Source organism: Methylophaga sulfidovorans, from assembly GCF_900114205.1.
Lineage (GTDB): Bacteria > Pseudomonadota > Gammaproteobacteria > Nitrosococcales > Methylophagaceae > Methylophaga > Methylophaga sulfidovorans.
This window is the reverse complement of record NZ_FOSH01000008.1, coordinates 1-13,248: the sequence shown is the minus strand read 5'-3', so window position 1 is coordinate 13,248 and position 13,248 is coordinate 1. Positions and strand designations below refer to the sequence as shown.

The 13,248-nt window shown below is 42.6% G+C and carries 11 protein-coding genes, 2 rRNA genes, 1 pseudogene and 1 riboswitch; of the genes and pseudogenes, 8 read left to right on the top strand and 6 right to left on the bottom strand.

Annotated features, from left to right (window positions below; translation table 11 throughout):
* The first annotated feature begins 75 nt into the window (after nt 1-75).
* Nucleotides 76-181: riboswitch (TPP riboswitch) on the top strand.
* Between the two features lie 66 nt (nt 182-247).
* Genes BM232_RS08000 through BM232_RS07985 form a run of 4 tightly spaced genes read left to right on the top strand, consistent with a single transcriptional unit; the run spans nt 248 to nt 4,003 of the window.
* Complete coding sequence (locus tag BM232_RS08000; protein ID WP_091713283.1) at nt 248-2,404, top strand: TonB-dependent receptor; 2,157 nt, start codon at nt 248-250, stop codon at nt 2,402-2,404.
* Nucleotides 2,405-2,458: 54 nt separating this feature from the next.
* A complete protein-coding gene (locus tag BM232_RS07995) occupies nt 2,459-2,716 on the top strand; it encodes a YkoF family thiamine/hydroxymethylpyrimidine-binding protein (RefSeq protein ID WP_091713279.1) in 258 nt (85 codons plus the stop codon).
* A 12-nt stretch (nt 2,717-2,728) separates the two neighbouring features.
* Nucleotides 2,729-3,340: a nicotinamide riboside transporter PnuC gene (gene pnuC, locus BM232_RS07990; RefSeq protein ID WP_091713275.1), complete on the top strand. Its 612-nt coding sequence runs from the start codon at nt 2,729-2,731 to the stop codon at nt 3,338-3,340.
* Nucleotides 3,341-4,003 carry an HAD family hydrolase gene (locus BM232_RS07985; protein WP_091713272.1) on the top strand — a complete coding sequence of 221 codons (663 nt, stop codon included), beginning with the start codon at nt 3,341-3,343 and terminating at the stop codon, nt 4,001-4,003.
* Nucleotides 4,004-4,015: 12 nt separating this feature from the next.
* Here the strand turns inward: BM232_RS07985 and BM232_RS07980 are convergent, their stop codons facing one another.
* From BM232_RS07980 to mtnA, 3 genes are read right to left on the bottom strand one after another with little or no spacing between them, the layout of a single operon-like run.
* Nucleotides 4,016-4,903: a hypothetical protein gene (locus tag BM232_RS07980; protein ID WP_091713270.1), complete on the bottom strand. Its 888-nt coding sequence runs from the start codon at nt 4,901-4,903 to the stop codon at nt 4,016-4,018.
* A gap of 14 nt (nt 4,904-4,917) precedes the next feature.
* Nucleotides 4,918-5,592 carry an SDR family oxidoreductase gene (locus tag BM232_RS07975; protein WP_091713267.1) on the bottom strand — a complete coding sequence of 225 codons (675 nt, stop codon included), beginning with the start codon at nt 5,590-5,592 and terminating at the stop codon, nt 4,918-4,920.
* On the bottom strand, nt 5,561-6,646 hold the full coding sequence (gene mtnA, locus BM232_RS07970; RefSeq protein ID WP_091713264.1) for an S-methyl-5-thioribose-1-phosphate isomerase: 1,086 nt from the start codon (nt 6,644-6,646) through the stop codon (nt 5,561-5,563). The genes BM232_RS07975 and mtnA overlap by 32 nt, the downstream gene beginning before the upstream one ends.
* Nucleotides 6,647-6,748: 102 nt before the next feature.
* Between mtnA and BM232_RS07965 the strand changes: the two genes are divergently transcribed.
* Genes BM232_RS07965 through hpnC form a run of 4 tightly spaced genes read left to right on the top strand, consistent with a single transcriptional unit; the run spans nt 6,749 to nt 10,319 of the window.
* Nucleotides 6,749-8,071 carry a TRZ/ATZ family hydrolase gene (locus BM232_RS07965; protein WP_091713262.1) on the top strand — a complete coding sequence of 441 codons (1,323 nt, stop codon included), beginning with the start codon at nt 6,749-6,751 and terminating at the stop codon, nt 8,069-8,071.
* A complete protein-coding gene (ubiG, locus tag BM232_RS07960) occupies nt 8,068-8,775 on the top strand; it encodes a bifunctional 2-polyprenyl-6-hydroxyphenol methylase/3-demethylubiquinol 3-O-methyltransferase UbiG (protein WP_091713259.1) in 708 nt (235 codons plus the stop codon). Before BM232_RS07965 ends, ubiG begins: the two co-directional genes overlap by 4 nt.
* 1 nt (nt 8,776) lies before the next feature.
* Complete coding sequence (locus BM232_RS07955; RefSeq protein ID WP_091713257.1) at nt 8,777-9,430, top strand: HAD family hydrolase; 654 nt, start codon at nt 8,777-8,779, stop codon at nt 9,428-9,430.
* A 10-nt stretch (nt 9,431-9,440) separates the two neighbouring features.
* Nucleotides 9,441-10,319 carry a squalene synthase HpnC gene (gene hpnC / locus BM232_RS07950; protein WP_091713255.1) on the top strand — a complete coding sequence of 293 codons (879 nt, stop codon included), beginning with the start codon at nt 9,441-9,443 and terminating at the stop codon, nt 10,317-10,319.
* 8 nt (nt 10,320-10,327) lie between these two features.
* On the opposite strand, the pseudogene BM232_RS14955 reads toward hpnC, so the two are convergent.
* The 3 genes and pseudogenes from BM232_RS14955 to BM232_RS07935 all read right to left on the bottom strand — a co-directional run.
* A pseudogene (locus BM232_RS14955) lies at nt 10,328-12,471 on the bottom strand (fatty acid cis/trans isomerase).
* Nucleotides 12,472-12,911: 440 nt separating this feature from the next.
* Nucleotides 12,912-13,026: ribosomal RNA gene (rrf, locus tag BM232_RS07940) — 5S ribosomal RNA — on the bottom strand.
* A 98-nt stretch (nt 13,027-13,124) separates the two neighbouring features.
* Nucleotides 13,125-13,248, bottom strand: a 23S ribosomal RNA gene (locus tag BM232_RS07935); the annotation flags it as partial.

Genomic DNA, 13,248 nt, shown 5'->3' with positions numbered 1-13,248 from the left:
TTTTAGCTAGAAAAAAGAGCCTGATTACAATAAAATGACAACATAAGCACAGGATGTGATTGTAGTGATATAAGGAATGATGCCTCGGGGTGGCGAAAGCCTGAGATGCTCAAGTTAAAGAGCGGACCCGATGAACCTGATCCAGTTAATACTGGCGTAGGGACAGGCTGAAATAGATCTTCATCCACACCGCATTGGTGTCTCTCGATTTATTCCCCTGTCCTTTTTGATTCAAAAAAGGATAACCATGAAAGTAAAAACACTTGCTGTAGCCATTACAACGGCTATGACATCTCCAATGATATTGGCTGAAGTTACACCTGCTGACTTGCCATCCATGATCGTGAGTGCTGACTTTCGTCCTAACGATGCCCATGACACCCCGATAAGTTTAACCACGATTGATGAAGACACTATTGAGTCTCGTGGTGCCCAGCATATTGAAGATGTGCTCAATCTAGCCCCCAATGTCAATGTTTCCAGCGGCGCCTCGCGAGGCCAATATTTCCAAATTCGTGGTATTGGTGAGCGTAGCGAATTCCAAGCCCCACTTAATCCTTCTGTAGGTTTATATATAGATGGTATAGATTTTAGTCGCAGTGGCGGTGCTGCTACCTTGTTTGATATTGAGTCTGTCGAGATATTACGGGGACCACAGGGCACACGCTATGGTGCAAATGGTATGGCTGGCACTATCAACCTAAAAAGCACTGAACCGACGAATGAACTTGCTATGAAGTTTGAGTCGACTTTAGCGACATATAACACTCATGCAGAAGGCATCGCTGTAGGCGGACCATTAATTGATAATACCTTACTCGGTCGTTTTTCAGTTCACAGCTATAAGTCAGATGGCTTTATGGATAATGACTTTTTAGGTAGAGATAACACTCAAAATCGCGATGAAGTAACTGCTAGAGGTCACCTGAAATGGCTTGCTACGGATAACCTTACTATCGACCTTAATGTTTTACACCTGAATATTGATAATGGTTATGACGCGTTCACGCTTGATAACAGTCGTCACACTTTGTCAGACCAACCAGGTAAAGATGCCCAAAATACTAATGCCTTTTCTCTAAAGACTGATTATCGAGCAAATGATAAAGTACAGCTCCAATCTAGCCTCAGTTATTCAAAATCTAACCTTGAATATAGCTACGATGACGACTGGTCTTATAAATCACAGTTTCCTGTTGATCCTACCTGTATAGATGCTGATGACTCTAACGATCCATATACCTGTCCTTATAGTGGCTTTGATCAATACAAACGTAAACGTGAAAACACAGCATTGGAGTTCAGAGCATTATCTAATGAAAACGGACGTATCTTTGCTAACACTACCGACTGGACATTAGGTCTGTATGTATCAAAACAGCGTCAAAATTTGGATCGTACCTATTATGGCAATGACATCACCAGCGATGCTGTCACTACCACTGTGACTAAAAATAGCTATGAAACTGTCAACACAGCACTCTATGGACAGTTAGATACAGCATTAACAGATAAACTTACATTGATAAGTGGCCTCAGAGCAGAATATTGGGAAGCCGATTATAAGGATTCGGCAGGACTTTCAGACGATCCAGATGATTGGATGTATGGAGGAAAGCTAGGGCTTGAATATCATATCAACGATGATCATATGGCTTTTACAACCTTATCTCGTGGTTACAAAGCGGGAGGTATAAATGTTAATCCCGAAATCAGTGATGATTTGCGATCTTTTAATACTGAGTCATTATGGAATCTTGAAGCTGGCTTAAAGTCATTCTGGCTAGACGGTGATTTAATAACGTCTGTAACGGCTTTCTATACACGCAGAAGTAATGCTCAAATCAAAAGCTCATTTCCCGTACCTAAGACATCAGGAGGTACAGATTTTATTGATTATTTTGTTAATGCTGACCGAGTCAGAAATATTGGTCTTGAGGCTGAATTAGACTGGTCTATCAACGAAAAATATCGTGTCATTGCCTCCCTTGGTCTTTTGGATGCAAAGCTTGAAGACTATGAAAACCCCAAGTTACTAGAAAAAGGCATTAAACTAAGTGGTCGCAGAATTGCCCATGCGCCTGCCTACCAATTTAATCTGGGCGGTGAGTATTACTTTGCACCAGGCTGGACATTTAAAGCCAATATGGAAGGTAAAGATGAGTTTTATTACTCAAACAGCCACAATGCTAAATCACACTCTTTTGTCTTATACAATGCCAGCGTCGAATACAAAAAAGATGAGTGGAAGGTCACCCTATGGGGACGTAACTTATTCGATAAAGACTATTATACTCGCGGCTTTTCGTTTGGTATTGATCCATCAAAATCTTACGCTGAAGAAACCTACACCCAATACGGTGATCCACGCGTTGTTGGCTTAACATTGAGTTACGACTATTAATGACACTAGAGGGCTTTTTAGGCCCTCTTCTTAACTTCTTAAGGAATTTTATTTATGCGTGTTTCAGTTGATATCAGTCTTTATCCTCTTACTGAACAATTTGTAGAACCTATTCTGGCTTTCATTAAAAAGTTGGAAGACAACCCTAAGCTGAACATCTCACGGAATAATCTGAGTACACAAATCTTTGGTGAATATCGTGATGTAATGGATGCGATGGATGCCGAAATCGAAGCTGTTTTTGAACAGTTACCGCACAGTGTGTTTGTGCTAAAAATGATCGGAAACGATCGTTACCACGTAGAAGATTAATCGAGTTATCTAATGATAGATGCCGCAATTAACGGCCTGCTGGCCTTATCCGCATGGGAAGTGACCGCCGCATTACTCGGTATGGCTTATGTCATTCTGGCTGCGCGTGAATCACAATGGTGCTGGCCGATAGCGTTTATCAGTACACTCATCTACACCGCTTTATTTTGGGAAGGCCAACTTCCTATGCAAGCCCTACTCAACTTTTACTATATGGGTATGGCGATTTATGGCTTCGTTTTATGGCGACAGCATAAACAAAATAATGATGAATTAGTCATTCATAGCTGGTCATTGAATGCCAATTTACTATTCGTGGTGGCAGGTGTCGTCATTAGCTTTTTGGTGGCTTATTATCTGGACAAGAATCAAGCATCACAACGCCCCTATCTCGATGCTGGCATAACTGTATTTTCAGTGATGAATACCTGGTTGATGGCCAGAAAAGTGCTGCAGAACTGGTTTTATTGGATCATTATTGATGCCGCTTCCGTCGTGTTGTATTACCAAACGGGCTATTACGCGACGGTCGTCTTGTTCTCCATCTACACCGTGCTTGCCACTGTTGGTTTCGCCAACTGGATCAAGTTATACCGTCAACATCCACTAGCTCAGACTCACTAAATGCAAGCTGTTATTTTTGACATGGACGGGCTGCTGATTGACTCAGAGCCCTTCTGGAAACAAGCGGAGAAACGTGTATTTTCAGCTATTGGCGTTGAAATCACCGATGCACTGTCAGCCAAAACTATGGGCATGACTACGCGCGAAGCGACTGAATTCTGGCTCAAACATGCAGGCCTGTCACTCAACCAGGAAGCCATGGAAAAAGTTGAAAATGATGTAATAGATGAAGTCGCCTTATTAACCGCGACCCAAGGTCAGGCACTACCCGGTGTACATAATCTGCTAGAACAACTCAAACGACATGACCTGAAAATTGGTCTGGCAACTAATGCCCCGGCCCGTCTTGTTCCTGTAGTGCTGGAACGCTTGGAGATTACTGCATTTTTTGATAATTATGTCGCCGATGATGATGTTGAACAAGGCAAACCCCACCCCGCCATCTATCAACTAGCTCTACAGCGCATCAACGCAAACGCTGATTACACCCTTGCATTTGAAGACTCCGTCACTGGCATGAGAGCCGCAATTGGCGCTGGCATTCGAACTGTTGTGGTACCTTCAGCAGCCAATTATCACTTACCGCACTATGATGCCGCCGTATTAAAGCTGGAAAGCCTGAATGGTCTGGCACTCAAAGAGCTGCACGATTTATTTAGCTAACGTTATCGTTAATCAATCAAACAACACGGGCTGATCCAGCCAGTCCTGCAGCTTAGTTTCACCCAGTACATTCATCAAAAATAATAATAAACGGTAACTTAAGCGACAAGCGGAAAGGTCAGGGATTGGCTGATACTGAGTATAAACGTCGGCAAAAAGTATAGCTTGTTGTGGACTGAGTAAATATTCCAGTAAGACCCACTCTAATTCACGTGGGGCTCTGACAAAGGCATCCAGATCCACGACGGCTAAAGTCCCATCGTCACACTGACGCAGTTGATCCCAGCGAAAGTCAGGCATAATCGGCACAAACTGCTCGGCTGACAGTGTTCTACATTGTTCATAGCTCAGTTTTAGTATCTCATTAGGGATCGTGATATCAGCGTGGTCAGATAATAACTGAATGGTCTGTTCCAGACGTACAGGCCAATCATTTGCACTGAAGATAGGATTATCGATGCTGCCCCATTTTGTAGATATTTGTAGATGCAATTTGCCCCAGTGATGGGCAAGCTGAGTCACAATAGTGTTAGAGATCTGATCTGCACTCAGATCAACGCCTTCAAGATAACGAACCAAGACATAATACCCAGCCTGTTCAGCTATCACCTCGGGAACCACAAAGCCACCTCCGCGTTGCAGAAACTGACTGATAGATTGCGTGCGCCCTAAAGAGTTTGGAAAGTCGAGCTGAAACAGATGGTTTATTCCCAGCCAAAACGTGGAGCCTTGTACCCGCTTTTGGTGGCAGACCTTTAAGATCATCATGCCGTCAGCTGTATCACACTGCCACAGCTGATGTGTACTATCAGGAAATTGTGCTTCCAAGGGTAATGCCGGTGCATGTAACACCGGCAGACTTGCTTGCTGTTGTTGACTCAGTTCAGGATAGGAATACATCTATTGTCGTAATTTTACCAAGGTAATTTTTCACCATTGGTATGCCAGAATGTACCGGTGGTATCCAGTGTCAATTCTTCCATACGTTGAATAAGACCTGCTGCTGACTCATCAGTATCAATTAAACCGCCATGGCCGGTCATATCTGTACGCACCCAGCCTGGATGTAAAATAGCCACGGCAATGCCTTTGGGTTTCAGATCAATCGACAGTGATTTCCCAGCAGCGTTCACGGCTGATTTAGACATGCGATAAGCATAACTACCGCCAGAATCATTATCTTCAATCGAGCCCATACGGCTGGTAATAATGCCGACTTTACTGCCCTGCCCCATATGCTTGAGAAGTGCTTGTGTCGTCAGCAACGGTCCTAGACTATTTACGCGATACATTCTGACAAAGTCGTCAATTGCATCATCATCAATTTGTCCAAGTCCAATGCCACCGGCAATACCAGCATTATTGATGAGCCAATCGATTTTTCTGTCTCCTAATGACTCACTCAGTTTGGCTAAACTTTTCGGATCACTGACTTCTACATCCTCAATGATTTCTACATTTAAGGCGTTTAATTCAGATGATGCTTTCCGACAGGTTGCAATGACATGCATGCCTTTTGCAGTAAGCTGACGGCAGAGTTCTAATCCAATCCCACGATTACATCCGGTCACTAATGCTGTTTGTGTCATTTTTTTCCTCCTTTTTCAATTGCTGCATTTTTTCTTTTGATGGTGAACTGACCACACCCTCTTCCGTCACAATGGCATCAATTAACGCTGCTGGTGTCACGTCAAAAGCCGGGTTCGAAACATGGACTTTTGCTGGTGCAATGGCATGTCCTTCTATTTCTGAGACTTCAGAATGTGCACGTTGTTCAATAGGAATCTGACTACCGTTTTCAATGGACCAATCGATCGTTGTCGTTGGTGCTACCACCATGACTTTCACCCCATGATATTTTGCTAAAACGGCTAATGAATATGTGCCGATTTTATTGGCAGTATCACCATTTGAGGCAATCCTGTCAGCACCAACAATCACCCAGTCTAATCGCCCACCGGCCATCAAGGCACCTGCAGCCACATCAGCTTGTAAGGTCATCGGTATACCTTCTTGCATAAGCTCCCAGGCTGTTAATCGACTGCCTTGTAGCCATGGTCGTGTCTCATCAACATACACATGCTCAATTTTGCCATCAATAAATCCCTGACGTATAACGCCTAATGCTGTGCCAAAGCCGGCAGTGGCAAGAGCACCAGCATTACAGTGTGTTAACACGATACTGTCATTATCTAACAAGTCAGCACCATATTGCCCCATGGTTCTATTCGCTTTTACATCTTCCTGATGTATGCGCTTAGCCTGCTCTAACAAGGCAGGTTCGGGGGATTCATATTTCGACAAGGTATTGCAGGTTTGTTGCATTCGCTCAATCGCCCAAAACAAATTTACCGCCGTCGGTCTGGATGCAGCTAATCTTTTTAATGCCGGTATCAATGCTTCTTGCCAATTTTCGCCCGCACTGAACCAGGCTTCTCTTGCTGCTAACACCACACCATAAGCCGCTGTCACACCAATAGCAGGGGCACCACGCACCACCATTAATTTAATGGCTTCTGCCACGGCATCTGAGTCATAAAATGCCAACCAGTTTTCAGTATGTGGTAATACACGTTGATCAAGTAAATGGAGTTGTTCATCACGCCATAAAATGGGTTCAATTGTCTGTAATAATCTGGTCAAAACAAGCTCCTGTCATGCTTGGTGAATCTTTGTTGTGATTGGTTTGTCATGATAAATGTTTAGAATAGGTTTTCATTCAGCTCAACGGTATAATCAAATTCTATGGAAAATGTCGATCTGATAATTAATGCACGCTGGTTAGTTCCGGTAACGAAAGACCAAACCGTGTTAGAAAACCACGCCATCATGGTCAAGGATGCACGTATTGTAGCGCTTCTGCCACAAGAACAGGCAAAACAGCTTTATTCTGCAAATGTTATCCATGATCTCAATGAGCATTGTTTGATTCCCGGTTTAATCAATAACCATGCGCATACGCCAATGTCATTATTTAGAGGCTTAGCTGACGATTTACCGTTGATGACCTGGCTTAATGAGCATATCTGGCCAGCAGAAAATGCCTTTGTCAGCGATGCTTTTGTTGAAGCAGGTAGTGCACTTGCCATCGCTGAGATGATACGTGGTGGTACCACTTATTTTAATGATATGTATTTTTTCCCTGAGGCCACAGCCAGAATAGTTGATAAATCAGGCATTCGTGCCAGTCTGGGCATTGTGGTGATTGAGTTTCCAACAAATTGGGCCAGCTCGGTAGAAGAATATTTACATAAGGGCCATCAATTACACGATCACTATCGTCACCATCCTCGTATCAACACCATTTATTCACCTCATGCGCCTTACACTGTGGCAGACAAAACCCTGGAACAGATCATTACCAATGCCGAAGAAATGGATATGCCCATCAGCATGCATATTCATGAAACCGCCGATGAAGTTGCCCAGAGTCTGAAAGAGTATGGAGTAAGGCCGCTTGAACGTTTGAAACAAATTGGTTTGCTTTCTCCAAGGCTGCTTGCTGTTCATATGACACAGCTAACACCTGATGAAATAAACTGGTGTAGCCAAGCGGGTGTTCACATCGCTCATTGCCCTGAATCAAATTTAAAGCTGGCCAGTGGATTTTGCCCGGTAGCTGAGCTGCATAAAAATGACATCAATGTCACAATTGGAACTGATGGCGCAGCATCTAATAATGATCTCGATATGTTTGCTGAGATGCGACAAACTGCTTTGCTGGCAAAAGCCGTGGCAGGTGATGCGGCAGCCGTGCCGGCACATACTGCATTAGAAATGGCGACCATCAACGCAGCGAAATCATTAGGAATAGACAAGGAAATTGGCTCACTTGAAATAGGCAAACAAGCTGATATTGTTGCTGTTAAATTATCGGATATCGAAACTCAGCCAGTTTATGATGTGGTGTCTCAGCTGGTATATGCCAGCAGTCGTGATAAAGTCAGCGATGTCTGGGTAGCCGGTAAACAGCTATTGAACTCACGCCAACTTCTGACATTAAATGAAACAAAGGTCATTCAAGACGCCCAACAATGGGCAATCAAAATAGGATCACAAGATCAATGAGCCAATCACAAGCAAACGTCGACTTAAATGAAGTAGCAAAATTTGATGCTTTAGCATCGAGTTGGTGGGATCTGGAAGGTCAATCGAAACCCTTGCATGATCTGAATCCGATTCGTTTAGCTTATATTGCAGATCGAACCTCTTTAGATAACGCCAATGTGATTGATGTAGGTTGCGGTGGCGGCATCCTTTCTGAAGCACTGGCAAAAAGTGGAGCCAATGTGACCGGTATCGACATGGGTGAGATGCCGTTGAATATTGCTAAACTACATGCCTTGGAAGCTGGTCTGACCATCAATTATCAACAGATCACAGCTGAAGAGATGGCTGGCCAACATCCTGAACAATATGATGCCGTAACTTGTCTTGAAATGCTGGAACATGTGCCGGATCCCGCATCCATTATTCAAGCCTGTGCAGATATGGTTAAACCCGGTGGTGATGTTTTCTTTTCAACATTAAATCGTCACCCTAAAGCCTATCTTCTAGCTGTACTGGGTGCTGAATACGTTATGAAAATGTTGCCGAAAGGCACACATGATTACAAACGCTTTATTCGCCCAGCTGAATTATCTGCATGGTGCCGACATGCCGGTCTCAAGGTTAAAGACATCACGGGTATGAATTACAATCCGCTGACTCGTCAATTTAGTCTTGGCAACGATGTAAAGGTCAATTACCTCATCCATTGCAAAAAAATCTGATATGCCAAAATATGATGCTGTGTTTTTTGACCTAGACGGCACACTGGTCGATACCGCCCCTGATTTAGCCTATGCCCTTAATCAAGTGCTAGCTGAACATCATGCTCCCATGCTATCACTTGAAACCATTCGTCCAGTCGCCAGTGATGGTAGTCCGGGGTTAATCAATCTCGCTTTTGGCATAAGCCCAGACGCTCCTGAATATCCGGCAATACAGGCACGTTTTATTGAGCTTTATCGTCTCCATATTAACCGGGAATCCAGGCTCTTTGACGGTATAGAAAATGTACTGCAAACAATCGAGAAGTCAGGTTCAAAATGGGGAGTGATTACTAACAAACCTGCATTTTTAACCGACCCTTTGATGCAAGCCTTAAACCTGAGTCAGCGGGCTAGTTGTATTGTCAGTGGAGATACTACAGCCAATAGCAAACCTCATCCAGATCCGATGTTATTCGCCTGTACCGCCTCTAATGTTAGCCCTGAAAACTGCTTATATATTGGCGATGCCCAACGCGATATTGAGGCAGGGAATATAGTGAATATGGATACACTCATCGCTCATTATGGTTATTTAAAAAGTACTGACCAACCTGAAACCTGGCAGGCCAAAGCCACAATATATAAGCCAGAAGAAATCCTGAATTGGATTTAACTCTCACTTTATGGCATCAAATAAACACTTGGCTGCGGCATATGATTTCTGTCTAAAACTTGCACAGTCACACTACGAGAACTTCCCTGTCGCCTCAGTTTTGCTTCCCAAACGACTAAGAAAGCCCATTGCTGTTATCTATGCTTTTGCACGTACTGCCGATGATTATGCTGACGAAGGTCAGCTTACTGAAGCTGAACGGATAGCGAACCTGCAAGCCTATCGCTCATCACTCACCGAGATCAGCCATGGTACATACAGCGGCAATGATCCGATTTTTATTGCGCTTGATGATGTAATCACACAGTTCCGCTTACCTATCCATTTATTTGATGACTTGTTATCCGCTTTTATGCAGGATGTTGTCAAAAATCGCTATCAAACGATGGAAGAAGTTTTAGATTACTGTCAGCGTTCTGCTAATCCCGTTGGTCGTTTATTACTGCATTTAAATAGTCAGCCGACTCAACAGCAGCTAATACAATCTGATGCAATCTGTACCTCTTTACAGTTGATTAACTTTTATCAGGATGTTCTGCAGGACAAACAAGAAAACGATCGGATTTATATCCCTCAACAGATGCTTGCACAAGCAGGACTGACTGAGGATGACATTACTTCCACAAATAGCCGGAAATTAGCTCCTCTGCTTCGTCAGTTATTTCAACAAACGATGGGGATAATGAATGAAGGAGTGGAGCTTGGTAATGGTATTCAGGGACGTTTAGGCTGGGAAATCAGAGCGATGACTTTGGGTGGAATAGAGACATTAAACAAATTGATGGCTCAAAATGATGAAAATATTTTAAGCCGGCCAAGATTAACGCGTAGAACACATTTAAGAATTTTACTTGTCAGCCTATCGAAAACACATTTAAAACGCAGCTAGAAACAAATTTATAGATTCTCATAACGGTTTGCATCAAACACTCCCGCATCAATCGGATTTTGCTCACGTTGCCACTGAGTGAAGTCATGAAAAATTTGCCAGAACTGTGGATGCGTTCTGCGAACACCCCACTTCAGCACCACCTCATCAAATTTTTCTTCTGAGCTCGCCGTCAACAAAGTTTTCTCAAACAATTCCAGTTCGTCTGAATTAATATCAAAGATAAAATTAGGATAACTTCCGGCGATCTCAGGATAAACCGTTAGGCTATCTTTTTCAGGCTTGTAACTTAATGACTCTCCAAAAAGAAAAGCCACATTGCTGTGGTAACGATTTCTGATAAGCGAATAAACCGTTCTTTCATGCCATTTTTAACCCGTATGAATGTCAGTTCAGGTAGATAGTTAAGACCGGATTTTTGCTCGAAAGTAGTCCTAGTCAGCTGACTCAATACTGAATCTGCTGTTTGCACCCACGTTGATTGTGGATTTCTGAAACAAGACTGATTCTGACAGCGGTTAATTGAATCATCTGCGTCAGCGTTTACTTGCTTGAATTGCTGCAAGATGCGATTTAACAATTCACTTTTTGTATCATCAGTTGAAAATTTTTCAGCCGTTTTAATATCAAGATCAAGTGGTGCATATGTGAAATAGGTTTTAACCACGCCCATACCTTGATACCAATCATCCAGCACGGACTTACGCTTATCTCTGGGCAGTAATCGTAAAAAATTATGCTCTGCACCATTACGGATTAAATCAAAATAAAGTCGTGTTTGAAGTTGGTGAGCGACATTACCAAACAAATCAAAATTAACAACTAACTCATAATAGGTTCGCTCAAACAATGGAAAATCCATCCACCAAATCGTTTGAGGGACTTGCCCTACCATACCTCTTACAACGCTGGCATTATCAAAGTGTCTGAACACAGTTAGAAAAGCATTTGTATTATTGCCATCACCATTCCAAATCGCTTTCGTAGAAGTCCAGTTTAGTGGCGCATGTTGATAATGCTGGCCTCTTAAAGATAAATAGCTATTGCGTTTATCTTTATATTTATCCCAGTTCTCTTTTGTTTCTATAAGGTTATCATTTTGCCCAGGTAAGCCTAAAAGTGGCTCAACCTGCTTTCTATACTTAGAGTCCGTTATAAATAGATCCATGGCGGGATCTTGGTACATCACCCAAAACTGATCACGAATCACATCAGTTGCAATTTGCCCACGGCACACTGGCCCTCTGATAAACGTCCGAGTGAAATATTCAGCATTTTCTAATAAGAATTGATAACGTGCTTTTGCTGGTATCGCAGAAAATGTGACAAAGGGGTTCGCTCGGGCTTCATAGTCGTATCCAGGTAATGTGTTTACATTCCATGTCTCTGTAAAAAAGAGCTTTTCTATATGATTTTGTAACTGCTCATCAAACAGTAGCGTGATATGACGTTTATGAACGGTAATACCTTTTACTAATCTTAGGCGATAATAAATAGGATGTTCAGGATCAGAGTTAGGTAAACGCGTTTTTACAATAGAAATCGGTTTTCCCGAAGGTGTATATGATCTGACGAGTTCGAAAAAGCGTGTATTTTTACCTTCATCAGCAAAATAAAGATGAGCTAAAAATAAATGTTCATATATCCATCTGCTAACCAGCCGGCGTTGATTTGATGTTTGATTAAGATAGGATTCCCATTTTTCTATTGCAGTTAGTTCTCTCTGAGTTAAATCAACTTGTTCTTCAGTGACTTTAGCACCTTGGTAAAGTCAACCACTAATAGTTGAAAACTCATCATCGGTAAGCCCCGTCACGGCAAATGGCATGCCTGTTAAAGGATGTTTAGTTTCGTATTCAGCAATCGTATCTGGCGTTGGACATTGATTTTCACGTCGGATACTAATATCTAGGTCATCTGGTAATTTATTATTCGCTTTGAATTGGTGAGATTTACCAAGAGCCAGCATTCGATATAACAAACTAGCTTGAGCATCATCACCATTAAGAATTGATTGAAACCCGGCTTGCTCCCATTCTTCCTTATTATGGGCATCAATAAAAAGCCTGGTTGGTGCTATCGGATCTTGTCGAGTACCATCATAAGCGTTTAATTTAGTTGCCCCCCGTAACAATCCTGCTGTTGATTCCATCTTTAACTGACATGGAGCATCAAAACAGCCATGGCAGGCAACGCATTTTTCTTCGATAATCGGTTTGATATCAGCAGCATAGTCAACATGAACGGCTTTAGGCAAAGGTAGGGTGTTTTTAAGGGTTATCTGTTGGCTATCATCTGAACAAGCAACTAAAAAGCAGGCAATAAAAAAATAAATAAATTTTAAAAACATTAATCGCCCGCAAGAATTTTAATATGATAATTCAGGCTATTTTACTAGATATAAGTCACGGGTAGGTTAATCAGCGGAATTTTTTGTAGCAAAAAATATTTTCCGTCTTAGTTTACATAGCGAAAGTTGAATACAAGATAATAAAAGTCATATTCTCTATGCTCATGGGTAAGGTCCCTGCCAACCTGACAGGCAATAAAAAAGCCCGACTCATTCGAATCGGGCTTTTCTATTATATTAAAGCCTGGCAGTGACCTACTTTCACATGGGAACTCCCACACTATCATCGGCGCTAAGTCGTTTCACTTCTGAGTTCGGGATGGGATCAGGTGGTGCCAACTCGCTATGGCCGCCAGGCATAACTGGTGTCGTCAGTGCTTACTGACGCTCGGAAATCGGTAACAAGTCTTTCTTGTAAAGTGTCTTCGCAACACCCCAAGTTCCCTTGGGGTTATATGGTCAAGCCTCACGGGCAATTAGTACTGGTTAGCTCCATACATTACTGCACTTCCACACCCAGCCTATCAACGTGGTAGTCTTCCACGGCCCTTTAGGGGATTAAATCCCAGTGAGAACTTA